The following is a 23425-nucleotide window of genomic DNA, read 5'->3' on the forward strand; positions in this document are numbered from 1 at the left end:
TTTTATAAAATTACTTTACAACCGATCCATACAGATCAAAATCCTCGGCCCGTTCTATAGCAACGTTCACAAAATCCCCTATCCGGAGATAGTTGTCTTTTGCGGCGATGATAACCTCATTGTCAACCTCTGGAGAATCATACTCTGTACGTCCTATATAATAGTCTCCATCTATACGATCGACCAATACTTTATAACTATTTCCCACCTTAGATTGGTTGATATCGTAAGAAATCCCCTGTTGGACCTCCATAACTGCATCTACGCGCTCTTGCTTAATCTCTTCTGCAACATTATCCTCAAGATTATGAGCATGAGTCTTCTCTTCATGCGAATACGTAAAACAGCCCAATCGATCAAAACGTGTACTTTCTACCCAAGCTAACATCTCCTCAAAATCCTGCTCTGTCTCACCAGGATATCCACAGATCAAGGTAGTACGCAATGCGATATCTGGCACTTTATCCCTTATTCTATTCACAAGGTCAATTTGCTTTTGCTTCGTTGTACCCCTACGCATAGAAGTCAACATATTATCTGTAATATGCTGTAGAGGCATATCCAAATAGTTGCAGATATTGCTTCGCTCGTTCATGGCATCCAATATGTCCATAGGAAATCCCGAAGGATAAGCATATTGCAGACGAATCCAATCAATTCCCTCAACATCCGACAAATGTCTTAATAAATCAGAAAGATTTCTTTTGCCATATATATCCAACCCGTAATACGTAAGATCCTGGGCAATAAGAATAAGCTCCTTCGTACCGTTAGACGCGAGAAATTTAGCTTCTTTTACTAAATCGTCGATAGATTTTGACACATGCTTACCTCTCATCAGCGGTATAGCACAAAATGAACAGGGACGATTACATCCTTCTGCGATCTTAAAATAAGAAAAGTGAGAAGGTGTTGTCAACAATCGCTCACCTAGAAGCTCATGCCTATAATCTGCCCCAATCGACGAAAGCAAATCGGGTAAATCATTCGTTCCAAAATATGCATCTATATTAGGGATTTCCGTCTGCAACTCGGGCTTATACCGCTCAGATAAACATCCCGTTACGATTACCTTATTTACCTTACCTTGATCCTTCAACTCGGAAAATTGTAGAATCGTATCTATAGACTCTTGCTTCGCATTATCAATAAAACCACAGGTATTAATGACCACAATATCATTGGCCTGTATATTATTTGATTCATGCACGACGTCGATCTGATTTCCTTTCAATTGTCCCATCAAGACCTCACTATCGTGAATATTCTTTGAACAGCCCAACGTAACTACGTTTACCCGTGGTTTTGCTGTCAAAATTGTCGCTTTTGTTTGCTTTGTTTTCATTTTATAATTTTGAGTAGTACGAAATGAGTACCAAAGAATACCCTTTCCCTCTCTTTAACAACGGTTCAGCAACCCCAAATCAAGATTATTACATTACCGCGTTTATAACGATACCAGTATCCTATTTGAATAAGGAATCAACGAAATCTTTCTTATTGAAAAGCTGTAAGTCACCTATCTTTTCTCCAACACCGATGTATTTCACTGGGATTTTAAATTGATCGGATATCCCAATTACAACACCACCTTTTGCTGTTCCGTCCAATTTTGTCAAAGCCAAGGCGTTGACATCTGTTGCTTGTGTAAACTGCGAACACTGTTCTATCGCATTTTGTCCCGTTGAAGCATCTAATACCAATAGAATCTCATGAGGAGCTCCTGGGATCACTTTTTGCATTACATTTTTAATTTTCCCAAGCTCATTCATCAATCCGACTTTGTTATGCAATCGACCAGCGGTATCAATAATCGCAACATCATCGCCATTGGATACAGCAGACTTAATCGTGTCAAAAGCTACCGAGGCTGGATCCGAACCCATGGCCTGTGCAACCACCCTAACTCCAACACGTTCTCCCCACAGCTTAATCTGATCCACAGCTGCGGCTCTAAACGTATCCGCGGCTCCTAAAACAACTTTGTTGCCTGCAGATTTCAATTGATGCGCTAGTTTCCCTATAGTCGTTGTCTTCCCCACTCCATTTACACCTACTACCATAATAACATAAGGTTTATGATTACCGTATTCAAAATTTTGGAAGTCATCGCTATTATTTTCGGCAAGCAGAGCTTGGATCTCTTCCTTTAGTAGCCTATTTAGTTCATCAGTTCCGACATACTTGTCCTTTGCAACACGTTGTTGAATACGATCGACGATTTTTAGCGTTGTCGTAACCCCTACGTCCGAGGTTACTAGCACCTCCTCGAGATTATCCAGTACATCGTCATCTATAGTTGTCTTACCGACTACTGCCTTTGTGATCTTTGAAAAGAAACCCTCTTTGGTCTTTTCTAATCCTTTATCCAGAGCCTCTTGTGCTTCAGGAGTTTCTTGCTTCTTCTTAAAAAAATCGAATAAACCCATATTTCAAATTTAAAAAAAGTAAGAAGATCAAAAAACTTTTCTATAGACCAATGGCCTTCCGTTTTTACGTTCTTCTCATGTTTAGGAAGCAAATATACTAAAAAAGCCCTTTCGGCTTATGCACCAAAACGGCTCTTCAACTTTTTAAAGAAAAACTTTAAAAAAGGAATATCTTCTGCTTATTTATTTGCTGCAGCAACGACTTCTTTTACATTGTCATTGTGCACCATGCTCTCTTTGAAAGTATAAGCTCCTGTTTTAGGAGACTTCGTTGTGATGATTACTTTTGTAAACTCTTTACCACCACCTTTTTGTAACGATGCTACCGATTTCTTTGCCATAATTCTATTTTTAAAATGGACAAGTTACAACCTTGACCAAATATGATTTATTTAATTTCTTTATGAACAGTTACTTTTCTCAACACTGGATTGAATTTTTTCAACTCCAAACGCTCAGTAGTGTTCTTTTTATTCTTCGTTGTGATGTAACGTGACATACCTGGAAGACCGCTTTCTTTATGCTCAGTACATTCTAAAATTACCTGTACTCTATTTCCTTTTTTAGCCATTGTTTTACTTTATTTTAATCCGTCAGCTGACGGATCGATTTCATGAATATCTTTAATTAACAGGCAATTATCTACTAAACGTATCCTTTTTTGATAAATTTACTGATAACCGAAGTAATTCCGTTTTTGTTAATTGTTTTAATCGCAGACGTAGATACTTTCAAAGTAATCCAACGATCTTCTTCAGGAATGTAAAAACGCTTAGTTTGTAGATTAGGGTAAAACTTACGCTTGGTCTTAACGTTCGAGTGAGATACGTTATTTCCTTTTAATGCCGTTTTGCCTGTTAAGTCACAAATTCTTGACATGATATTTATTTTTAATGTTGTCTATTTACACAAATCACCTTTGCACTCTCTGCAAAGAGTTTGCAAATATCTATATTTATTTTTGGATTTACAACAATTAGGGGTAGAAATATTTTTCTAAAACATTCTATATTCGTGGAGTCCTTGCAAAGGTATGTCTTTTGAAATATTTTCTCCTTCTTTGCCACTGAAAATAGTTTTCAACAATTAACATTATCAGTACGACAAGAAAGGAGAGGTTTACGCCGTGAATCATCACAAAACAACAGCCCTCCAGTGGCTTTCTAGCTAATATCAGAATTTAATCCCAACTTTGTATAAGTTTGTCGACCGAATAGAATATGCTACAAAAGACAAAAGGAATAGCCCTAAAGACTACAAATTATTCAGAGAGTAGTATTGTTGCTCAAATTTTCACAGAAAACCTTGGTTTACAATCTTATTTAATTAATGGTGCGAGAAAACCAAAAGCCAAAATACATATAAATATGCTACAGCCCCTTCATCTTTTGGATATGGTTGTATATGTAAAGGAGGGGAGCAACTTACAACGAATTAAAGAGGCACACCCTGCTCCGGCACTTGTACAAATACCTTTAGATATCAAGAAAAGTGCAGTAGCACTTTTCTTAAATGAAATTCTATATAAAGTTTTAAAACATCAACATCCGGACCCCCAACTTTTTCATTTCGTCTTCCAATCCATACTTTGGTTAGATCAAACTAATCTTTCCATACAAAATTTTCATTTATGCTTTTTAATGAAACTAAGTCGGTTTTTGGGGTATCTACCCAGTACAACCTCACAGTCAAAACCATTTTTTGACCTGATGGAAGGGCGATTTACAGACAGCCTTCCGGCTCACAGCTATGCATTACAAGAACCACACACAAGTTTATTTCATAGCATTCTTAGTTCTAGCTATGAAAACTCTGCTGATATAGCTATAAAGCACAATGACCGCATATATATCCTACAACAGATCATTAATTTTTATAAACTACATGCAGACAATTTCGGAGCAGTTAATTCCCTAGAAGTTTTAGAAGAAATCTTTCATTAAATTTCGGAGATAAAAAAAATAATTTATTTTTGACACGTAATAGTTTTATTACATACACTATAAACAAAACTTTAACAACTACAACTATGGAATGGTATTTAAAAGTCGTGAGAGACAACTACGCCAACTTTAATGGTCGTGCTAGGCGAAAAGAGTATTGGATGTTCTTTTTAGTGAATCTTGGAATCAGTATTGTCTTAAGTATCATAGACAGTGTTTTAGGGTTGAAAATGGGAGGAAGTGAGCTTTCTGCATATGGTGGAGGAACAGGAATTCTAGGCGGTATCTATTCTCTAGCGGTATTTATACCGGGCCTTGCTGTGACCGTAAGACGTCTACATGATACCGGAAAATCAGGATGGAACTACCTGTGGGTATTGACCTGTATCGGTGCTTTTTATGTGTTATACTTAGTCATCCAAGAAGGAAATCGCGGCCAAAACAATTATGGTCCTGACCCTAAAGGAGGGGAGAACGAAGACCCTTTTGCAGGACAAAGAGACATCAACAATCCGTTTTCTGGCCAAAATAATCCATTCAGAAACGACAATCAATAACCCTTCTTTCTACAGCGCAAAAAAGCCCGAAATCTTTCAGATTTCGGGCTTTTTCACAATAAATATATATAGAATCTACTAGATAACTTTTACATTTACCGCGTTAAGACCTTTACGGCCCTGCTCAACTTCGTAAGAGACATCGTCACCTTCACGAACCTTGTCAATTAATCCTGAAACGTGAACAAAAATTTCGCTCTCGCCTGACGCAGGGATGATGAAACCGAAACCTTTGGTCTCATTAAAGAATTTTACTTTACCTTCTTGCATTACTTTAATTTGTTAATTTCTCTAAAGATAATGGATAAAAAACAAAAAGTTATCATTTTTTTTAAAACTATGTTAAACATTCTTGCTTTTTCTTTGTCTATCGAATTATAAAACATTTTAGAAAACAATAATATGAAACAAATAATAGCACTTTTCTTTTTAATTAGCTCTCTAGCTATGGTAAACGCGCAAACAATGAACATCGAAAGCAGTCGCAAAGTAGCAACCAAAGGATATGCAGAAAAAGAGGTTACTCCGGACATCATTTATCTCTCCGTCAGCCTGAAAGAATTCTATATGGATGGCAACACCAAGAAAAAAGTAGCTATCGAACTTATAGAAAAACAACTATTTGATGGGGCTATCGCGGCAGGAGTAAAGAAGGAAGACATTACAATTCAAAACATTTACAGTTATAACTACGAAAACAAGAAAAAGAACAACGAGTTGTTGCAATCCCGTCAATACCGCATTAAAGTAACCAACTTAAATGGCCTCAGTACCATGTTGGATAAGGTTGACCCACAGGGCTTACAAAGCACATCTATAAATGGTTATGATCATTCTCAAAAAAGAGAGATTGAAAAGGAATTAAAAACAATTGCGGTAAAAGATGCTCGACAAAATGCAGAAATTCTAGCGGCTGCCGATGGTCAGTCTGTAGGCCGTGTATTGATTATTAATGACAATAGCAGCATCAACTTTAATGACTTCGCTCCTGTACCTCAAATGATGTACGCCAAAGCGTCCCGCATGGACACGTCTGGAGGCGCGGAATCAAATGACCTGAACATTGATATCCGTCCTATAAAATTGACCTGTTACATTGACGGTGTATTTGAAATAAAATAAAGTGACCATGTTCGCTAAACAAGATGACAGGACAGGCAAACGTAAAAAAGACTTCATTTGGGTCGAGCGCGTTTCCTATCTCCTAGACAATAAATTTAATATCGGGGGATTCAGGTTTGGCCTGGATCCCTTATTAAATTTAATACCTTATGCTGGTCAAATCATCTCCTTTGGCACCTCTATTTTATTAGTTCTAATAATGCTTCGCAATGGTGCTGGTTCCAAAGTGGCTGTAAAGATGCTACTCAACGTAATTTACGATGCTTTCTTTGGTGCAATTCCTTTCTTTGGGCAAGTATTTGACTTTTTTCATAAAGCAAACCAGAAGAATATAATCCTTCTACGCGAGCACTACTTTGAAGAAAAACACCAGGGTAGCGCAAAAAAACTATTGATCAGCATATTGATTATATTACTTGTTGTATGTATCGCGTTATTCTACTTCATGTGGTTGCTATCCGGGTGGTTTATTCGCCTCCTAGGCACCATATTCTAAGCGTATTCTTGATACTTCCTAAGTTTTAAGCACAGTACCTGTGACTTTGTTTAAATTATTTTAATTTTGCTCCATGTCCAAAACTAGAATATTCGCACTACTAATGCTTGCTTTAATCTTCGCAAGTATTCTGACCAATCCACCCCGTGAACAATTTGAAAAAGAACTCACGATCAAGGCAAAAGATCTCTTTGAAAAACAACTACATTATAAGGACAAAGATGCTGTGCTTTTAGGGATGACTTTATTTGGCGATAAAATCGTTCAGGATTTTATTGATCGAAGTATTATCATCAAAAACTACTACCTCTTCTCCATTGTAAAGTTAAGATGGCAGGATACGGAAACACCGATAGGAGTGGGGGCGTTTAAATCCATTTGGATTAGTCCTAAAATTGATGAAAAAGCAGATGAAATCATTACAATATTAAAAGATCTGTAATGCTAGAAATCTTATATCAAGACGAGTTCTTAATCGCGATCAACAAACCACACGGTTTACTTGTCCATCGGTCTTCCATAGCAAATGATGCCTCCGAGTTTGCATTGCAAATGTTACGTGATCAAATTGGCAGACCTGTTTATCCCGCCCACCGATTGGACCGCAAGACAGGAGGGGTGCTACTCTTTACATTGGACAAAGAGACAGACCGTCTCACGCAACCACTATTTGCTGAAAACAAAATGGATAAGCGCTATTTAGCTGTCTTAAGAGGTTTCTGCCCTGAGCAGGACTGTATTGATTATCCGTTATTAAAAGAAAACGGTACTTCACAAAATGCTATAACACATTTTCGTCGTTTAGCGCAAGCGGAGATTCCTATTCCTCTTGGCAAGTTCGATACCTCGAGGTACTCTCTAGTAGAGGCCAATCCCGAAACTGGACGCATGCATCAATTGCGTAGACACTTTGCACACATATTCCATCCGATTATAGGAGACAGGCCTCATGGCTGTAATAAACAGAACAAGTTATGGAAAGAGAAATTCGAAATAGACACAATGCTCCTACATGCCAGCAGCCTCTCTTTTCATCATCCGCATACTGGAGATAAAATTGATATAAAGGCAAAGATTCATCCCAACTTTAAAAAAGCATTAGACCTGCTACGTATGAATACGTCTGATATCGTTTAATCTTCATACCTCCAGCTACCGGCACAGCTGGACCACAGCATCTCTGTTCATAATGCTATAGCAGTTGGACACACCTGCCAGAATTTATCAATATTGCAAAATATAAGCCCATAATGTCAACTTTATAAGTATTTTTGTAATAAAACATTTTTATATAGCTAAAGAATGAAAAACACAGCTTTGACAGATTTGCATATATCACTAGGTGCAAAGATGGTTCCTTTTGCAGGCTTCAACATGCCTGTACAATACACTGGTATAAACGATGAGCACGAAACAGTACGTAATGGAGTGGGCGTCTTTGACGTAAGCCACATGGGAGAGTTTATCTTAAAAGGAGAAAAGGCTCTCGATTTGATTCAGAAAATATCTTCCAATGACGCCACAAAACTATATGACGGCAAGGTACAGTATGCTTACCTTCCAAACGAGAATGGAGGAATCGTTGACGATTTTCTAACCTATAAATTAGACGACGAAACATATCTATTGGTCGTCAATGCTTCAAACATTGAGAAAGACTGGAACTGGATAAGCCAGTTTAATACATTTGGAGTAGATATGAAAGACATATCTGATCAAACTGCACTCCTTGCAATCCAAGGACCAAAAGCGGCTGAAGCTCTACAATCTCTTACAGAAATAGAACTTGCTTCCATGGAATACTATACATTCCAAAAAGGAAAATTTGCAGGAGTGGATAATGTAATCGTCTCCGCAACAGGATACACAGGAGCAGGAGGGTTTGAAATATATGTTGCTAACGAAGATGTGAAAACTGTTTGGGATGCGATTTTTACGGCTGGAGCCCCTTATGGAATTAAACCGATTGGACTTGGTGCTCGTGATACCTTACGTTTAGAAATGGGCTTTTGCTTGTACGGAAATGATATCGACGACAATACATCACCTTTAGAAGCTGGATTGGGATGGGTTACCAAATTCACAAAAGACTTCGTAAACTCAGAAAACTTAAAAGCCGAAAAAGAGGCTGGAATTCAAAAAAAGCTTGTTGGTTTTGAGATGATTGATCGCGGAATTCCCCGCCATGATTATGAGATTGTAGATGCAGATGGAAATATTATCGGCCGAGTTACTTCAGGCACACAATCCCCTACATTGAAAAAATCTGTTGGATTAGGTTATGTCAACAATGCTTTTACTAAAGAAGGTACGGAGATATACATCAACATAAGAAACCAAAAAGTTAAGGCTGTGATCAAAAAGCCGCCTTTTGTAAAGTAATTGACCAGTAGATTAGCAGATATACGCTCATAAAAAAGGGATAATTAACATTATCCCTTTTTCTTTTTAGTAACCATACTGTTCTTTTCTTGTTGCTTTTTGACCAAATCGCTCTTGACATGCTTCAAAAGAACAATCTTCAAATAGATCAGCACTACGGAAATAGCTATGGCTGCTCCCAGAATCAGCATATTCCCACTTTGATAAGCAGCTACACCACTCATTATCAAAAAGATTATACCTAAATTCAGTAATAAGTTTAGTATAAAATGTTTCTTCATCGCTTCTTGTTTTCTTTACCAATTACCCTTTCCCTAATAAACGCAAAATACACAATCCCTCCTAGAATATTCGTCAAAATCACAAATAGGGCTAACAGTATACGCTCGAACGTGCCGATATTTATTGACAACATGATCTCTCGAAGTACCAATAGCACCCAAATCATAGATATAAGCAGCGATATACTCACCAGTACCACTGCAGCCGGGATCTTTAATAGGACTGTACCAATTGCCAATACATAAAAAACCAGACTAAAATAGAACGCCTGTTTAGTCTGGTGATATAAATTTTTCATCCTCCGAAATTACAAAAAAATACGATTACCTACGGAAAAATTCCCAGTTCTTCATAGGCCACGCCAATTTTATTAATAGCACATATAAATGCGGCAGTCCTTAAATCCTCTACACCCTTTGTCGTCTTCCATACTTCACGGATCTCTTGATAAGCGCCCATCATCGTATCCTCCAGTCCAGAGTGTACCAAATCAATCTCATCGGGACCTTTTAAAATCATCTTACGCTCCATCTCCGACATCTTCTTATTCGTAAGCTCTTCAACGGAATTCATAATCTCTGCATACCGGTTTTCACTAAACCTTTTCTCTAAGCGTCCATACCGGACATGGCTCAAGTTCTTCAACCATTCAAAATAAGAAACAGTCACTCCACCTGCATTCAAATACATATCAGGAATCACCATTGTGCCTTTCTCGTTAAGTATGGCATCGGCTTCGGGAGTCAGTGGTCCGTTTGCGGCCTCACCGATAATCTTTGCCTGTATACGACCGGCATTCCCCTCGTGAATCACGGACTCTAATGCAGCAGGTATTAGAATATCACATTCCTGTTCCAATCCTTCTTCAACTTGCGCTATATTCGTTGCACCAGGAAAATCCAAAAGAGACCCATTTTGTAAACGATACGCTTGCGCTTGATCGACATCAATTCCAGATTCCTTATATATAGCACCATTATACTCAATCAAACCAACAATTATTGCTCCGGCCTTTTGACAGAATTTCGCAGCATGATACCCAACATTTCCCAAACCTTGAACAATTATCTTCTTTCCCTTTATACCTACTGACAGGCCTATTTCCTTCATGTCCTCCTTTATAGAACAAGCTTCTCGTATTCCAAAAAACACACCTAAACCTGTCGCCTCTACACGCCCTCGCACACCACCCTGAGATATCGGCTTACCAGTGACACAAGCCATGGCATTCACATCATTTGGATTCAAAGAAGAGTAGGTGTCCACTATCCAACTCATCTCTCGTCCACTCGTTCCATAATCTGGCGCTGGAACATCTATTCCTGGCCCTATGAAATTTTTCTTGCACAACTCTGATGTATAACGTCTAGTGATCCGTTCCAGATCCCCAACGTTATATTTTGAGGTATCTATCTTAATCCCACCTTTACCGCCACCAAAAGGAACATTGACAATCGCGCACTTATAGGTCATTAAAGCTGCTAACGCCATGACCTCATCTTGATTGACTTCCATACTAAACCGTATTCCTCCCTTACACGGAAGCTTGTGATGAGAGTGTTGCACCCGATAAGCTTCTATTACTTCCACCTGATCCCCAATCCGAACAGGGAACTTGACACGCAAAATAGAGTTGCAAGCTTTAATTTGTTCTAAAATTCCATTTGAAAAACGAGTAAATTTGGCCGCTTTATCAAAGCTACGCTCCACACCACTAAAAAAACTATAAGTATTATTAATAGACATTGATTTGTAGTTAGTTATACATAAAACAATATAAAATTAAGAAAAAGAGATAATGAAACATCTGGACTCCAGCATCTTTATTTTTAAGAGGCGTTTCTCTAAATTCCCTAATAAAAAAAGGGCATATAAATAATGCCCTTTTATTTCCCTACAGGGATAAAACTAATAGACATCTATCTCTGGATCTATCTCTTCCTTCCACGCTAAAATGCCCCCCTTTAGATTCGATAAGTTTGTGAATCCCTGTTGTTCCAACAGCATGACAGCTTGGGCACTACGTTTTCCAGAACGACACTGTATGATTACAGGTCTATCCTTTGATAACTTGTCAGATTCAATGAGAATACCCGCCAAAGGAATATTAATTCCATTTAAATGAGAAACCTCATATTCAAATGTTTCACGAACATCAATCAATTGAAACTCTTCATTTTGATCCATCATTGATTTTAACTCTTGAACTGTAATCTCTTTCATATATTTAAAATTTATCTTTAACCACTTTTCTCTCAAACTTAGATAAAATGCTTGGTATTCACGAATACCTCCTAAAAAAAATAATATCAATCCTATTTACTAAATTGTACCCTGTATCGTACAACATAAAAAAAATGAAAAATATATTCTTTACTTTCCTATTTTCAATACTCTTGAGCAGCACATCGCTTGGTCAAAGCTCTTCCTCTCCGATTGTAGAAAAAACCTATATAGAAAGAATATTAACCACCCTTGCTTCTGACGAAATGAGAGGTCGTCACGCGCTGACTGAGGATGCCGAACGCGCAGCTACATTTATTGAGAAAGAGTTTGAAGCTATTGGCCTCGCACCTTACATAGGGAATGACTATCGACAACGTTTCGAAATGTTACAAATATCAAAGAAAAATAGCACTGTAACCTGGAATGGTCAGTCATTAGATCCAAACCAATTTTTGATCTTAGGGCATGTCAAAAAAATAAACTGGACACCTTCTTCCAATATACCTGTATACAGCATAAAAAAAACAGATGATTTTGCTCAGAGCTTTAGAAGCTATATGCAATCCGATGAAAACGCTATTATCTTAGTCGATCCTAAATTTTCTGCCTTTATCGCTCGTTACAACAAAATATATGACAGAGAAGATGTCGTATCAAAAACAAACCATACCCCTACAAAAGCATTTATCATCAGCGAAAAGTCCAGTAATGATTACCAAATCGTCAGTGAAAATAATGTCAAATCCATATCCATGTCAAATGTAGCTGCAATTATCCCAGGAAAATCTAAAGCCAATGAGTACGTTGTTTTTTCATCCCACTATGATCATCTTGGTATCATCAAAGCTGAGGGACAAGATTCTATTGCTAATGGAGCGGACGATGACGCTTCCGGAACTACTGCGTTAATCAGTCTCGCCAAATACTATAAAAAACAAGACAATAACGAACGTACCCTAATTTTTGTTGCATTTACAGCAGAAGAAATTGGAATGTTCGGTTCCAAGTACTTTTCAAATAATATCAACGCAGATAGCGTCATCGCTATGATAAATATAGAAATGATTGGTAAGGATGCGAAATTTGGCCCAAACTCTATGTATATCACGGGATACGACAGGTCCAACCTAGGTGAGCTCATGCAGCAAAATATAAAAGGTTCGCCCTTTCGTTTCTATCCAGATCCCTATCCACAGCAGAATCTATTTTACAGAAGTGACAACGCCGTATTGGCTGCATTAGGCGTACCAGCACATACTTTCTCCACTTCACAAATTGACAAAGACGAATACTATCACACGGTAAAGGATGAAGTGAGCACCTTAAATATCAACAACATAAAATCAAGTATAGAAGCTATAGCAATTGGAGCATCGGGAATCATAAATGGAAGTCAGACACCTCAACGTGTTGAAAAGCTGAAAGACTAAATATCTTCACCCACACAAACGAACTTCTCATCGCAAAAAAACAAACGAAAGAACCCATCATTTTCTGTTTCAAACGATTGTTCGCCGACAAGGCGCAATCCCTCTTGAGACTCTAAACACTTAGGATCTACATATACTGCTTCGCCTTTTGGTTTCCATTTTTCATAATAGCTCCTAACGAAAACATATCTCTTGTTTTTACAAAAAGCAACAATGTTAATATCTTCCGCAAATCTAACTAACGAATCTTCAATTTCCGTACAGAGGATATTTACAGCTGGGTACGACTTTGATATCAAATAGGACAATGCTGAATCCAAAAAAGAACCATTAAGTGGAAGAAAGCTTATTTGCTCCTGCAAAAATTCATTTGGAGGTGTAGAGAAAACAACATCAACTTTGATTTCCTCTGAAAGAAGAAAATCCAGGTTATAGTCATCAGTAATTATAGTAGGAGACCACTCTAACAGCTGATCTACCATAAATCTATCCAAGACTAAGAAATCTTGTATTAATAAAGCCGGTTCTTGATTCTCTCTAACAATATGGTGTGACGACATTGATTCTATATTCTCCGACTTAACTTTCCAGTTGTCTAATTGCGATATAAGCCATTAAGCCGATACTCAGTTCAAGAGCATCTTCATCGATATCAAATGTTGATGTATGAACCGCCGAGTTAATTCCTTTAGCAGAGTTTCCTGTACCGAGCCTATAAAAACAAGCTGGAATTTCTTGCGAATAATAAGCAAAGTCTTCTCCAGCAGGCCAAAGCTCTAACTCTACAACATTTTCCTTTCCAAGGTATTCCTCTGCAAAAGATCGTGATTGATTTGTCAAAGCGGGGTCGTTCGTCAAAAAGGGATATCCTTTACGAACTTCAAACTCACATATAGCGCCCATCGCATCAGCTATTCCTGTTGCTATTTGTACCATTCTTTGATGAGCCTCCACACGCCATTTTTCATCGTAGGTACGGAATGTGCCTTCCAAATAGACCTTATCCGGAATAATATTCGTCGCACCATCACCAATAATCTTTCCCCACGATACCACGGTTGGAATACGTGGATCGGCATACCTGCTTACAACTTGTTGTAAAGCCGTTATAATTTGCGCTGAGATAGCGATAGGATCTATATTTTGGTGCGGATGTGCTCCATGTCCACCTTTTCCCTTGACAGTCATGTAAAGCTCATCTGTAGAGGCCATATATTGTCCTGATCTGAATCCAACTTTGCCGACTTCAATGAAAGGCATGACATGCTGCCCTAAAATAACCTCTGGATCTGGTTTTTTTAAAACCCCCTCTTTAATCATTAATGAGGCTCCCCCAGGTAATTTTTCTTCACCGGGCTGAAAAATAAGCTTTATAGTTCCTCCGAAAAATGGGCGTAATTCTTGTAATATCTTAGCAACCCCGAGTAGGGAAGAGGTATGTACATCATGTCCACAAGCGTGCATGACACCAGTTCTTTGCGAACCGTATGAACGTCCTTCGACTTCCGTTATCGGTAATGCATCCATATCAGCCCGTAATGCAATAACCCTATCCGAATCTTTATCTCCTTTGATAAGCCCTACAACACCTGTTCCCGCCATTGTTTCGTAACTTATTCCAATTCGATCCAACTGTCGTTTCACGAAGTCACAAGTTTCAAACTCTTCAAAAGAAAGTTCAGGATTACGATGTAGATGCCGTCTTATATCAACAGTTTCTTCGAAAAAAACTTTAGCCAATTGTTCTATGCTACGCTTAAGGCTCTCCATAGTTCAATGATTTGTTATTCCCAGACCCAAATGTCCTCTTGGAAAACGAAAACAGAGCTAAACTGATTCCGAAGAGTGCGCATAAAATTATTAGCTTCGGTTCTACTGGTAAAATCTCCAACTTTGACCCTATAATTAGGTTCATCGTAGTTGATATACGCATCCATATCTGTATACTGACTCCTAAACCGACTTTGGGCGGCATAGGCATCATTCCGATTGGAACCAGAGTATATCTGCACGCGGAAGCCCTTTCTCTTCACCCGGCTTGCTTTACTCTTATCTACCACCTTAGGACCAAGACTCACCGTACGTGTTGCTGTGGGATTGATTTCATGCTCTGCTCTGAAGTTTTGCAAAATTGCAATCAAGGTATCTCTAGATACTTCAACTACACCCGCTTGCTGTGCTTTGGTCGACAAGACCATTACTCCTAGAACAAAACCTAAAATCAATCCTTTTCTCAACATTATATTATTTTTTAAGCGTTTTTACCGTGACAGTTCTTGTATTTCAATCCTGATCCACAAGGACATTCGTCATTTCTGCCAACAGTTTGCTCTTTCTTTATTGGCTGCGTTACCTGAGCAGTTCTTGTATCTACATCTTCTTCAGATACCCCTGTCGGCGAACTTAGTTCCTCCTTTGTCGCTACGACCTTTGGCTGTACAATTGGTTTTGCTTCTTGAACCTGTTGTGGCTGCTGTCCTGGGATTTCACCTTTGAATAGGAAACTCACAATCTCTTTATTCATACTTGCCAACATGCTCTTGAACAAGTTAAAAGCCTCCATTTTATAAATGATAATTGGATCTTTTTGCTCATAAACAGCATTTTGCACTGACTGTTTTAAGTCGTCCATCTCCCTAAGGTGCTCCTTCCAAGCCTCATCAATCAAGGCCAAAACAATACCTTTCTCAAAAGAACGGAACACTTCAGCACCTTGAGTCTCGATCGCTTTCTTAAGATTTGTCGCAACTTGTATGCCACGAATGCCGTCAGTAAACGGAACAACGATATTTTCGATCATATTCCCCCGCTCAGCCATTACATTGGTCAATACAGGTAAAGTTTGTTCTGCTAGATGCTTCGCCTTATTTTCATAATGTGTAATGACTTGATCAAAAACCTTATCCGTCAATACCTGAATATTACTTGCCGTGAACTCTTCACTACTAATGCTAGGATCTACTGCAAATAAGCGTATCACCTCTATTTGAAACTCCTCGTAAGAACCACCTTCCTTCGATTCGGTTACCACATCTTCGACAACATCGTAAATTGCATTATTCAAATCTACATCCAAACGCTCTCCAAATAATGCGTTTTTACGCTTAGTATAGATTACCGTCCGCTGAGAGTTCATGACATCATCATACTCCAACAAACGCTTACGAATACCAAAGTTATTTTCTTCCACTTTACGCTGTGCCCGTTCAATAGATTTGGTCAACATGCTGTGCTGCATCACCTCACCATCTTCAACGCCCATCTTCACCATGATGTTTGAAATACGCTCGGAAGCGAACAAACGCATTAATGGATCTTCTAATGAAACGAAAAACTGGGACGACCCTGGATCTCCTTGACGTCCTGCACGACCTCTCAACTGTCTATCCACACGACGAGATTCATGTCGTTCTGTACCCACAATAGCCAAACCACCAGCATTAATAACCTCTTCCGTAAGTTTAATATCCGTACCACGGCCCGCCATATTGGTCGCTATTGTCACCTGTCCTGGATGTCCAGCTTCGGCAACAATTTCTGCTTCCCTCTGGTGCAACTTCGCATTCAAGACGTTATGCTTAATTCCTCTCAACTTCAACATACGGCTCAAAAGCTCCGAAATCTCAACAGATGTAGTACCGACCAACACTGGGCGTCCTTGTTCTGTTAAATTTTGAATCTCTTGTGCTACAGCATTATATTTCTCACGTGCTGTACGGTAGATAAAATCTTGCCTATCGTCACGTTGTATCCCTCTATTTGTTGGAATCTCGACAACATCTAGCTTATAGATCTCCCAAAGCTCACCTGCTTCTGTAGAAGCTGTACCCGTCATACCCGACAACTTATGGTACATACGGAAGTAGTTTTGCAGCGTTACTGTCGCATAAGTTTGTGTCGCATCTTCTACTTTTACGTTTTCTTTAGCTTCGATTGCCTGGTGCAGACCATCAGAATAGCGACGGCCATCCATGATACGTCCTGTCTGCTCATCTACAATCTTAACCTTACCCTCATCCACGATATATTGATCATCGCGTTCGAACAAAGTATATGCTTTTAATAACTGATTTATAGAGTGAATACGTTCTGCTTTTATAGAATAGTCACGCAATAGTTCCTCTTTACGGGCAGCTTTTTCTTCTAATGTAGCTGTTGATTTTTCGATATCAGCGATTTCAGAACCCACATCTGGCAGGATAAAGAAACTTGGATCCTCTCCAGAAGCCGTAATTAGCTCAATACCTTTTTCAGTAAGTTCTACCTGATTATTTTTCTCATCGATAACAAAGAAAAGCTCTTTATCGGCTTTAGGCATGTGGCGATTTTGCTCCTGCATGTAGTAGTTTTCTACTTTCTGCAAAATCTGACGGTGATTTCCTTCACTTAAGAACTTGATTAATGCTTTATTCTTAGGTAATCCCCTGAATGAGCGAAACAAAGCCAACCCTCCAGCTTCAGGATCTACATCACCTGCTGTAATAGCTTTTTTAGCTTCATTAAATACCGTATTGATATAGGCTTTCTGTGCATTTACCAAACGTTCTATCCGTGGCTTCAACTGATAGAACTCATGCTGGTCTCCCATAGGGATTGGTCCAGAGATAATCAATGGGGTACGGGCATCATCAATTAATACCGAGTCAACCTCATCAATCATTGCAAAATGTAGCTTGCGCTGTACCATAGCGTCCGGAGTTTGCGTCATATTGTCACGCAAATAATCAAAACCAAACTCATTGTTAGTACCGTATACGATGTCGCATTTATAAGCATCGCGACGTTGTGGAGAGTTTGGCTGGTGCTTGTCAATACAATCTACGCTCAATCCGTGAAACTCGAAAAGAGGACCGTTCCACTCCGAGTCACGCTTAGCAAGATAATCGTTGACAGTTACAATATGTACACCTTGACCGGACAGTGCATTTAGGTAAGTCGGCAATGTTCCTACCAACGTTTTACCTTCACCTGTGGACATCTCTGCGATTTTACCTTGATGCAGAACTATACCACCGATCAATTGTACATCATAGTGCACCATATTCCACTTCACCTCATTCCCGGCTGCTGTCCAAGAATTGCTCCATAAAGCTTTATCTCCTTGAATAGTGACATTTGCTTTACGAGCAGCCAATTCCCGATCAAAATCTGAAGCCGTAACTTCCAGTACCGAATTTTCAGTAAGGCGTCGAGCTGTATCTTTTACAACCGCAAAAGCTTCAGGTAATATTTCTAACAATATTTCTTCAAGCTTCTTGTCTCGGTCTTTGTTCAATTTATCGATTTTCTCGTAAACTTCCGTTTTGGCAGCCATGTCTGTTTCTGTATTTTCAGACTTGCTTTTTAAATCGGCAATCTCTGCATCGATTTCCTTTAAATAGTCCTGAATGCGTGCTTTAAATTCGATTGTTTTGGCACGAAGCTCGTCATGTGATAAATTGGTTAACTTGCTATATTCATCTTTAACCTTATTTACATAAGGTTGGATAGCCTTGATATCACGTTCTGACTTGCTACCAAATAGTTTACTTAAGAATTTTAACATAATTTTTTTTTATCTCTGTCCACATGCACAAAATTGAATCCAAAGACAAAACATAGGACATTTTGGCACTAACCGGGCAAATTTACTTATTCGAAACGATAACTTTCACTCTTACAATGTATTTTTTTTATATCTAGCCAAATCCCTCGTCTCTTTCTATTAAAAAGATATTTTTTTTCATCTCGGGGATCAATTGAAGAGCCTCAGCACGTTCAAACATAGTAGCTATAGCCGCTCTACCAATACCTCCCAAATCAATTGAATAGGAATTCACATACAGTTCTATATGCTTATACATCACCGTTTCCTCCATCTCTTGAGCGTGACTGCGTATATATTCAATTCCAGACTTGGGATTGGCAAATGCAAATTCCACGCTATGGCGTACCAAACGGTTAATCTTCTCTTTAATGTCTAGTGGCAAATCCCGGCGAATCACAATACCGCCCAAGGGGATAGGACTATTGGTTGTTTTCTCCCAGTAGTCGCCAAGATCCACCACCTTATGTAGCCCCTTCTCCTGATAAGTAAACCTGTTTTCGTGAATAATCAATCCCAAATCGACCCTACCGTCCATTACCGCTTCTTCAATATCAGAAAAAACCAACTCTTGCTTATTTTGCAATTGGGGAAAAGCCAAACCCAACAAAAAGTTTGCAGTTGTATATTTACCTGGTATAGCTATAGCCAGATTCCTAAACTTATCAGGCAGATCCTGACCTACATACTCCATTAGTTCTTCAGCTAATGCCTTATTCTTGGTAATAAGCAAGGGGCCTACACCAAACCCTAGAGCACTACCTGCATCCAACAACTCATAATCCTCGACAGCATAAGCAAAGGCATGATAACTCAGCTTTGTAATAGCTAATTCTTTCTTGAAAGCCTTTTGGTTCAGCGTCTCCACATCATGATATTCGACCTCAAACTCCAGCCCGTATGTATCAATCTTTTGATGTATCAAGGCATCAAATATATAGGTGTCATTAGGACATGGAGAAAAACCTAAACTTAATTTCATTATTTTAAAATAGTGTTATACCTTTATTTTGACAGTAATCACCAAAACCAGCATTGCAATAAAAGTTACAAAAACAATCCCTTTAGCCAACGACTCTTTTCCTGCCCGATAGGTAAACCGCACAACAATCAGGTTAATAAAAGCTGCAACCACATACAGTGCAATAGGTTTATCTGAAAAGTAGCTTGTTTGTATGCTGGTATAGTTAGATAGTACGTAGGCTAAAATAGGAGTGAGGGTACCTATTGCTCCTCCAGCCCAAAAAGAATCTTTCATTTAGCTTTTGAAATTAAATGCCCAAGAATTTAATTCTTGAATCGTATGATGTGCAGTCATATCATATTGCGTAGGCACTATAGAAACGTAACCGTTTTTTAACGCAAATACGTCTGTATCTTCTCCTCTATCACTCCACTCAAACTGTCCTGTCAACCAAAAATATTCCCTGTTATAAGGGTCCAATCGATGCTCAAACTCTTCTATCCAATGACCATTAGCCTGCCTACATATTTTAATTCCTTTTATCTCCTTATCTATATGCGGGAAATTAACATTTAAGAGCGTGCCTTTAGGTAGTCCGTTTGCCAACACTTGCTCCACTATGGCCGAGATATAAGGTCTACAATGTGAAAAATCAGCACTATGTGAAAAATCATCTAATGAAAAACCAATTGATGGAATTGCTTCAATAGCTCCTTCTACAGCGGCTGACATCGTGCCAGAGTATAATACATTGATTGAATAGTTCAGTCCATGATTTATTCCCGATACGCATAAATCGGGCTTCTCTCCTTTAAAAATCCGGTTTACCGCCAGTTTGACACAATCCACAGGTGTACCAGAACACTTATACATCTCAACACCTTCATATAGCTCTATTTTATCCAGTCTCAATGGCTTTCCAATAGTTATTGCATGTCCCATTCCCGATTGAGGCCCATCTGGAGCTACAACGATCACCCGTCCCAACTTTTTCATTTCCTCCAACAAGACCTTTATTCCTGGGGCTGTTATACCATCATCATTCACAACGAGTATAGTAGGTTTCTTCTTTGTCATACTGCTAAGTTAGTAAATAATCTAATCCCGTACCACACGGAATCCGAGATTACTAAAAGAAGCCATTGGCGCTACAGAACCTATAAAAACAGTATTGAACGCAGCACAACTCGTCCTATTACACCACCAAGATCCGCCTCGGGCATGAGCTACTTTACGCCCTTTGTCCTGAGGGAGCCGTCCTTCGCAAAACTCGAAGACATTTCCTAATACATCATATAGCCCCCATGGGTTAGCCTTAAAGCTTTTTACAGGTGCTGTATACATATAACCATCCGAAAAATCGGGCTTAAGATGATCGTCTTTATGCCAGATATTTGCATACTCTTCTATTTTTTCTTCAGAAGCCCCCTCAAAGTATTTTCCCGTGGAACCCGCTTTTGCTGCAGCTTCCCATTCTTCAAAGGTTGGCAGTCGTACACCTGCCCATTTACAGTATGCAATAGCATCCCGATAAGAAATACACGTGACAGGATGATCCATCTTATTCCCTATCCCACCTCGGGATACCCCATTTGGAAAACGCCAGTACGCCGTACTATCTTGTATCCATCTAAACTCTTCCAGTCCCGGCTCAAAAACCTGCGCATTACAGTATCTCTCAGCAGTAGTCCTATACCCTGTAGCTTCTACGAATAGTAGAAAAGCGGCATTAGTCAACTCTGTTGTAGCGATATTAAACTCCTTGATAAAAACAGTTCTTCTCGGATTCAGGACAGCCCCGTCTTCCCCCACGGTATATGTCCCTTCTTCAATCCGAACAAAATCTAGATCCTGTGCAAAAGAAGAAACAGTAAAACCTATAGACAACAGAAAAAAAACAATCTTTTGCATCTAATCCACTCTATTTATTATTCCTATCGAATTATTTCCCTCCAGCACTTTTTTCTTTAAAGTAACCCATTGCACGTTGTAATATCAACGCTTCATTTGCCTTATTATACTCAATATACGTCTCATAATTATAGGATTGCCCATATAATTTTCGATAGGAGGTAGACTTCAGGAACTCTTCATATTCTCCTTTTTTCATCAGCAAAAGAAGCAAAGTCAATGCATCTTTATCTTTCTTATTACTTTCAAAATAAGTAATGATAAAGGGAATCATTTCCCATCCGTTAATTTCGTCGATCACATCCTTGTAATTCACGCCCATCCGCTTGCTTCGTAAAGTAGACTCCTCTATATAGGACATTACGGAGTCTCTATTCTCACGCAAGAAAACTAGCTGTCGCTGGCTCCAGGTCTGTTCGTTTAATGTAGAAAGCAAATAGCCAAATACCTTTTGTTCTTCATTGGGCAACATAATCCGTATATCACAATTCTGCGAATATAGTTCTGGATGAACCACCGTATATGTAAATTTTTCGCGTAGAGTCAACGATTTAAAATCAGCTGTAGATAAGGCCGAAAGTCCCATATCATCGTTATCATCAGACTTGATTTCGATTTTCTTGATCAAGCCCTTCACTTTATCCAGACCGTAGGGCGGAACCGTCATTTTCCTTCGGTATTCCCAATAGTCATAATCCGCTTTTGTGGGTTCATAAAGCGCCAAATCATCTTGTGCATAAGAAAACGCTACTGCACTTATACTGATCAAAAATGTTATTAAATATCTCATAGCAATAGTAAACAAGTGACCTACTTGTCGAAAGTTTTTTTCCAAAAATAAAATTAATGATTTCTTCTTATTTTCCACAAAGGAATATGTGGATTAAGCCGAGGTCTATAGGGGTAGTATATTCACCATAGATCGAAACGAAAGCGCCTCATAAAGCTAGAGATACAGGCCCTTCTTATCTATAAATTCTAAAACACGATCAGGGACAAAAAACTTAACATCCTTTCTGCCCTTGATAGCGCTTCTTACGAAAGTAGATGACAACTCCATTTGAGGTGTATCTGTCATTGTCACAGCCGGGTGATTCAGCCATTCCCCAGCCTCGTATTTTGGCCTTGGATAGACAAAAATCTGAAAATCTCTTAACAAGATATCTGCATTCTTCCATTTGTGTAACCCCATTAGATTATCTTCTCCCATAATCAACACAAACTCTTTACCCGGATACCGCTCCCTCATGTAGGTCAGCGTATCTATCGTATAAGAAGGCTGTGGAAGTCCGAATTCAATGTCACATGCCTTCAGCTTTTCTGCTCCTTCAATAGCGAGGTTCACCATTTCTAAGCGATCGTACATATTGCCCAGACTTTTTTTGTCCTTAAAAGGATTCTGAGGTGACACAACAAACCATACCTCAGCCAGGTCTGTATATTGCGCCATATAGTTTGCAATAATCAGATGTCCTATATGTATCGGGTTAAAAGATCCGAAAAAAAGTCCAATCTTATTGCCTGCCATTATTTATCCAGAAAATCCAATACTATTTTTTCCGCATCTTGACATGCTACATCCAGATCGAAGTTATTTAATATCACGTCAAATTTATCCGCGTAACTCAACTCCAATTCCGCTTTTGCAAAGCGCTCCTTCAGTTTCTCTTCTGAATCTGTACCACGTCCAGAAAGTCGTTCTTGTAACACTTCTAGCGATGGTGGATTTACAAAAATCGCTAACGCTTCCTCTGGGAACTTAGATTTCAATCGTAATCCACCGACTACGTCAATATCAAAAATTACACTCTTTCCTAGAGACCATATACGATCCAATTCGGACCTCAGTGTTCCGTAATAAGTTCCAGAATAAACCTCTTCAAATTCTATAAATTCTTGCTTTGCTACCTTATGTAGAAACTCCTCTTTGGAAATGAAATAATAGTCTTTACCGTTTTCTTCGCTACCCCTTGGCTCTCTGGTGCTCGCCGATATAGAAAACTCCAATTTGTCACTATATTTACTTAACAGATGTCTTACTATCGTTGTTTTTCCTGCTCCAGAGGGAGCGGAGAAGATTATCAATTTTTTATTCATAA

The 23425-nt window shown here is 38.9% G+C and carries 29 protein-coding genes; 8 read left to right on the forward strand and 21 right to left on the reverse strand.

Annotation, left to right across the window (positions count from 1 at the left end):
* Positions 1-10: 10 nt before the first annotated feature.
* The 5 genes from rimO to rpmB all read right to left on the reverse strand — a co-directional run bounded on the left by rimO (position 11) and on the right by rpmB (position 3308).
* Complete coding sequence (rimO, locus tag M472_RS29905) at positions 11-1345, reverse strand: 30S ribosomal protein S12 methylthiotransferase RimO (protein ID WP_021069551.1); 1335 nt, start codon at positions 1343-1345, stop codon at positions 11-13.
* 121 nt (positions 1346-1466) lie between these two features.
* Positions 1467-2429 (reverse strand): signal recognition particle-docking protein FtsY, encoded by a 963-nt coding sequence (gene ftsY, locus M472_RS29910; RefSeq protein ID WP_021069552.1) that lies wholly within the window; start codon positions 2427-2429, stop codon positions 1467-1469.
* Positions 2430-2608: 179 nt separating this feature from the next.
* The gene (locus M472_RS44890; RefSeq protein ID WP_021069553.1) at positions 2609-2770 is read right to left on the reverse strand and encodes a DUF4295 domain-containing protein; all 162 of its coding nucleotides are present in this window, start codon (positions 2768-2770) and stop codon (positions 2609-2611) included.
* A gap of 47 nt (positions 2771-2817) precedes the next feature.
* Positions 2818-3000, reverse strand: coding sequence for a 50S ribosomal protein L33 (rpmG, locus tag M472_RS29915; protein WP_002998409.1), 183 nt, complete (start codon positions 2998-3000; stop codon positions 2818-2820).
* Positions 3001-3074: 74 nt separating this feature from the next.
* Positions 3075-3308 (reverse strand): 50S ribosomal protein L28, encoded by a 234-nt coding sequence (gene rpmB / locus M472_RS29920; RefSeq protein WP_021069554.1) that lies wholly within the window; start codon positions 3306-3308, stop codon positions 3075-3077.
* Between the two features lie 341 nt (positions 3309-3649).
* Between rpmB and recO the strand changes: the two genes are divergently transcribed.
* On the forward strand, positions 3650-4372 hold the full coding sequence (gene recO / locus M472_RS29925; protein ID WP_021069555.1) for a DNA repair protein RecO: 723 nt from the start codon (positions 3650-3652) through the stop codon (positions 4370-4372).
* An 86-nt stretch (positions 4373-4458) separates the two neighbouring features.
* Positions 4459-4929, forward strand: coding sequence for a DUF805 domain-containing protein (locus M472_RS29930; RefSeq protein ID WP_021069556.1), 471 nt, complete (start codon positions 4459-4461; stop codon positions 4927-4929).
* A gap of 78 nt (positions 4930-5007) precedes the next feature.
* On the opposite strand, the gene M472_RS29935 is transcribed toward M472_RS29930, so the two are convergent.
* Positions 5008-5199: a cold-shock protein gene (locus tag M472_RS29935; protein ID WP_021069557.1), complete on the reverse strand. Its 192-nt coding sequence runs from the start codon at positions 5197-5199 to the stop codon at positions 5008-5010.
* Between the two features lie 132 nt (positions 5200-5331).
* Between M472_RS29935 and M472_RS29940 the strand changes: the two genes are divergently transcribed.
* The 5 genes from M472_RS29940 to gcvT all read left to right on the forward strand — a co-directional run bounded on the left by M472_RS29940 (position 5332) and on the right by gcvT (position 8929).
* Positions 5332-6051 (forward strand): SIMPL domain-containing protein, encoded by a 720-nt coding sequence (locus M472_RS29940; RefSeq protein WP_022829299.1) that lies wholly within the window; start codon positions 5332-5334, stop codon positions 6049-6051.
* A gap of 7 nt (positions 6052-6058) precedes the next feature.
* Complete coding sequence (locus tag M472_RS29945) at positions 6059-6547, forward strand: DUF4112 domain-containing protein (RefSeq protein WP_021069560.1); 489 nt, start codon at positions 6059-6061, stop codon at positions 6545-6547.
* 73 nt (positions 6548-6620) lie between these two features.
* The gene (locus tag M472_RS29950; RefSeq protein WP_021069561.1) at positions 6621-6989 is read left to right on the forward strand and encodes a hypothetical protein; all 369 of its coding nucleotides are present in this window, start codon (positions 6621-6623) and stop codon (positions 6987-6989) included.
* Entirely contained in the window at positions 6989-7684 is a 696-nt protein-coding gene (locus M472_RS29955) for a pseudouridine synthase (protein WP_021069562.1), read from the forward strand. Before M472_RS29950 ends, M472_RS29955 begins: the two co-directional genes overlap by 1 nt.
* A 165-nt stretch (positions 7685-7849) precedes the next feature.
* A complete protein-coding gene (gene gcvT, locus M472_RS29960; RefSeq protein WP_021069563.1) occupies positions 7850-8929 on the forward strand; it encodes a glycine cleavage system aminomethyltransferase GcvT in 1080 nt (359 codons plus the stop codon).
* Between the two features lie 50 nt (positions 8930-8979).
* Here the strand turns inward: gcvT and M472_RS29965 are convergent, their stop codons facing one another.
* The 4 genes from M472_RS29965 to M472_RS0122575 form a co-directional block, all read right to left on the reverse strand.
* Positions 8980-9210 carry a DUF6358 family protein gene (locus tag M472_RS29965; protein ID WP_021069564.1) on the reverse strand — a complete coding sequence of 77 codons (231 nt, stop codon included), beginning with the start codon at positions 9208-9210 and terminating at the stop codon, positions 8980-8982.
* Entirely contained in the window at positions 9207-9509 is a 303-nt protein-coding gene (locus tag M472_RS29970; RefSeq protein WP_021069565.1) for a hypothetical protein, read from the reverse strand. Before M472_RS29970 ends, M472_RS29965 begins: the two co-directional genes overlap by 4 nt.
* A gap of 29 nt (positions 9510-9538) precedes the next feature.
* Complete coding sequence (locus tag M472_RS29975; RefSeq protein WP_021069566.1) at positions 9539-10957, reverse strand: Glu/Leu/Phe/Val family dehydrogenase; 1419 nt, start codon at positions 10955-10957, stop codon at positions 9539-9541.
* Between the two features lie 162 nt (positions 10958-11119).
* Complete coding sequence (locus M472_RS0122575; RefSeq protein WP_031301500.1) at positions 11120-11434, reverse strand: rhodanese-like domain-containing protein; 315 nt, start codon at positions 11432-11434, stop codon at positions 11120-11122.
* A 134-nt stretch (positions 11435-11568) separates the two neighbouring features.
* Between M472_RS0122575 and M472_RS29980 the strand changes: the two genes are divergently transcribed.
* Positions 11569-12867, forward strand: coding sequence for a M20/M25/M40 family metallo-hydrolase (locus M472_RS29980; RefSeq protein ID WP_021069568.1), 1299 nt, complete (start codon positions 11569-11571; stop codon positions 12865-12867).
* On the opposite strand, the gene M472_RS29985 is transcribed toward M472_RS29980, so the two are convergent.
* From M472_RS29985 to gmk, 11 genes are all read right to left on the reverse strand, one after another.
* Positions 12864-13427 (reverse strand): hypothetical protein, encoded by a 564-nt coding sequence (locus M472_RS29985; protein WP_022829300.1) that lies wholly within the window; start codon positions 13425-13427, stop codon positions 12864-12866. The two genes, M472_RS29980 and M472_RS29985, sit on opposite strands and share 4 nt — an antisense overlap.
* A gap of 19 nt (positions 13428-13446) precedes the next feature.
* On the reverse strand, positions 13447-14637 hold the full coding sequence (locus M472_RS29990) for a M20 metallopeptidase family protein (RefSeq protein ID WP_021069570.1): 1191 nt from the start codon (positions 14635-14637) through the stop codon (positions 13447-13449).
* A 14-nt stretch (positions 14638-14651) separates the two neighbouring features.
* Positions 14652-15107: an SPOR domain-containing protein gene (locus tag M472_RS29995; protein WP_022829301.1), complete on the reverse strand. Its 456-nt coding sequence runs from the start codon at positions 15105-15107 to the stop codon at positions 14652-14654.
* A gap of 11 nt (positions 15108-15118) precedes the next feature.
* Entirely contained in the window at positions 15119-18412 is a 3294-nt protein-coding gene (secA, locus tag M472_RS30000) for a preprotein translocase subunit SecA (protein WP_021069572.1), read from the reverse strand.
* Between the two features lie 133 nt (positions 18413-18545).
* Positions 18546-19433 carry a 1,4-dihydroxy-6-naphthoate synthase gene (locus tag M472_RS30005; RefSeq protein WP_021069573.1) on the reverse strand — a complete coding sequence of 296 codons (888 nt, stop codon included), beginning with the start codon at positions 19431-19433 and terminating at the stop codon, positions 18546-18548.
* Between the two features lie 15 nt (positions 19434-19448).
* Entirely contained in the window at positions 19449-19709 is a 261-nt protein-coding gene (locus M472_RS30010; RefSeq protein WP_021069574.1) for a hypothetical protein, read from the reverse strand.
* On the reverse strand, positions 19710-20492 hold the full coding sequence (gene surE, locus M472_RS30015) for a 5'/3'-nucleotidase SurE (RefSeq protein WP_021069575.1): 783 nt from the start codon (positions 20490-20492) through the stop codon (positions 19710-19712).
* Between the two features lie 21 nt (positions 20493-20513).
* Entirely contained in the window at positions 20514-21326 is an 813-nt protein-coding gene (locus M472_RS30020) for a formylglycine-generating enzyme family protein (RefSeq protein ID WP_021069576.1), read from the reverse strand.
* 31 nt (positions 21327-21357) lie between these two features.
* Positions 21358-22116: a hypothetical protein gene (locus tag M472_RS30025; RefSeq protein WP_144062668.1), complete on the reverse strand. Its 759-nt coding sequence runs from the start codon at positions 22114-22116 to the stop codon at positions 21358-21360.
* Positions 22117-22272: 156 nt separating this feature from the next.
* Entirely contained in the window at positions 22273-22854 is a 582-nt protein-coding gene (nadD, locus tag M472_RS30030) for a nicotinate (nicotinamide) nucleotide adenylyltransferase (RefSeq protein ID WP_021069578.1), read from the reverse strand.
* Positions 22854-23423 carry a guanylate kinase gene (gene gmk, locus M472_RS30035; RefSeq protein ID WP_021069579.1) on the reverse strand — a complete coding sequence of 190 codons (570 nt, stop codon included), beginning with the start codon at positions 23421-23423 and terminating at the stop codon, positions 22854-22856. Before gmk ends, nadD begins: the two co-directional genes overlap by 1 nt.
* Between the last annotated feature and the right edge of the window lie 2 nt (positions 23424-23425).

The organism is Sphingobacterium paucimobilis HER1398 (assembly GCF_000416985.1).
In the GTDB taxonomy this organism is placed as follows: Bacteria; Bacteroidota; Bacteroidia; order Sphingobacteriales; family Sphingobacteriaceae; genus Sphingobacterium; species Sphingobacterium paucimobilis.

Bases quoted from the DNA above. Each gene is read 5' to 3' on its own strand.
- rimO (WP_021069551.1), bottom strand. From the start codon at position 1,345: ATGAAAACAAAGCAAACAAAAGCGACAATTTTGACAGCAAAACCACGG.
- ftsY (WP_021069552.1), bottom strand. From the start codon at position 2,429: ATGGGTTTATTCGATTTTTTTAAGAAGAAGCAAGAAACTCCTGAAGCA.
- M472_RS44890 (WP_021069553.1), bottom strand. From the start codon at position 2,770: ATGGCAAAGAAATCGGTAGCATCGTTACAAAAAGGTGGTGGTAAAGAG.
- rpmG (WP_002998409.1), bottom strand. From the start codon at position 3,000: ATGGCTAAAAAAGGAAATAGAGTACAGGTAATTTTAGAATGTACTGAG.
- rpmB (WP_021069554.1), bottom strand. From the start codon at position 3,308: ATGTCAAGAATTTGTGACTTAACAGGCAAAACGGCATTAAAAGGAAAT.
- recO (WP_021069555.1), top strand. From the start codon at position 3,650: ATGCTACAAAAGACAAAAGGAATAGCCCTAAAGACTACAAATTATTCA.
- M472_RS29930 (WP_021069556.1), top strand. From the start codon at position 4,459: ATGGAATGGTATTTAAAAGTCGTGAGAGACAACTACGCCAACTTTAAT.
- M472_RS29935 (WP_021069557.1), bottom strand. From the start codon at position 5,199: ATGCAAGAAGGTAAAGTAAAATTCTTTAATGAGACCAAAGGTTTCGGT.
- M472_RS29940 (WP_022829299.1), top strand. From the start codon at position 5,332: ATGAAACAAATAATAGCACTTTTCTTTTTAATTAGCTCTCTAGCTATG.
- M472_RS29945 (WP_021069560.1), top strand. From the start codon at position 6,059: ATGTTCGCTAAACAAGATGACAGGACAGGCAAACGTAAAAAAGACTTC.
- M472_RS29950 (WP_021069561.1), top strand. From the start codon at position 6,621: ATGTCCAAAACTAGAATATTCGCACTACTAATGCTTGCTTTAATCTTC.
- M472_RS29955 (WP_021069562.1), top strand. From the start codon at position 6,989: ATGCTAGAAATCTTATATCAAGACGAGTTCTTAATCGCGATCAACAAA.
- gcvT (WP_021069563.1), top strand. From the start codon at position 7,850: ATGAAAAACACAGCTTTGACAGATTTGCATATATCACTAGGTGCAAAG.
- M472_RS29965 (WP_021069564.1), bottom strand. From the start codon at position 9,210: ATGAAGAAACATTTTATACTAAACTTATTACTGAATTTAGGTATAATC.
- M472_RS29970 (WP_021069565.1), bottom strand. From the start codon at position 9,509: ATGAAAAATTTATATCACCAGACTAAACAGGCGTTCTATTTTAGTCTG.
- M472_RS29975 (WP_021069566.1), bottom strand. From the start codon at position 10,957: ATGTCTATTAATAATACTTATAGTTTTTTTAGTGGTGTGGAGCGTAGC.
- M472_RS0122575 (WP_031301500.1), bottom strand. From the start codon at position 11,434: ATGAAAGAGATTACAGTTCAAGAGTTAAAATCAATGATGGATCAAAAT.
- M472_RS29980 (WP_021069568.1), top strand. From the start codon at position 11,569: ATGAAAAATATATTCTTTACTTTCCTATTTTCAATACTCTTGAGCAGC.
- M472_RS29985 (WP_022829300.1), bottom strand. From the start codon at position 13,427: ATGTCGTCACACCATATTGTTAGAGAGAATCAAGAACCGGCTTTATTA.
- M472_RS29990 (WP_021069570.1), bottom strand. From the start codon at position 14,637: ATGGAGAGCCTTAAGCGTAGCATAGAACAATTGGCTAAAGTTTTTTTC.
- M472_RS29995 (WP_022829301.1), bottom strand. From the start codon at position 15,107: ATGTTGAGAAAAGGATTGATTTTAGGTTTTGTTCTAGGAGTAATGGTC.
- secA (WP_021069572.1), bottom strand. From the start codon at position 18,412: ATGTTAAAATTCTTAAGTAAACTATTTGGTAGCAAGTCAGAACGTGAT.
- M472_RS30005 (WP_021069573.1), bottom strand. From the start codon at position 19,433: ATGAAATTAAGTTTAGGTTTTTCTCCATGTCCTAATGACACCTATATA.
- M472_RS30010 (WP_021069574.1), bottom strand. From the start codon at position 19,709: ATGAAAGATTCTTTTTGGGCTGGAGGAGCAATAGGTACCCTCACTCCT.
- surE (WP_021069575.1), bottom strand. From the start codon at position 20,492: ATGACAAAGAAGAAACCTACTATACTCGTTGTGAATGATGATGGTATA.
- M472_RS30020 (WP_021069576.1), bottom strand. From the start codon at position 21,326: ATGCAAAAGATTGTTTTTTTTCTGTTGTCTATAGGTTTTACTGTTTCT.
- M472_RS30025 (WP_144062668.1), bottom strand. From the start codon at position 22,116: ATGAGATATTTAATAACATTTTTGATCAGTATAAGTGCAGTAGCGTTT.
- nadD (WP_021069578.1), bottom strand. From the start codon at position 22,854: ATGGCAGGCAATAAGATTGGACTTTTTTTCGGATCTTTTAACCCGATA.
- gmk (WP_021069579.1), bottom strand. From the start codon at position 23,423: ATGAATAAAAAATTGATAATCTTCTCCGCTCCCTCTGGAGCAGGAAAA.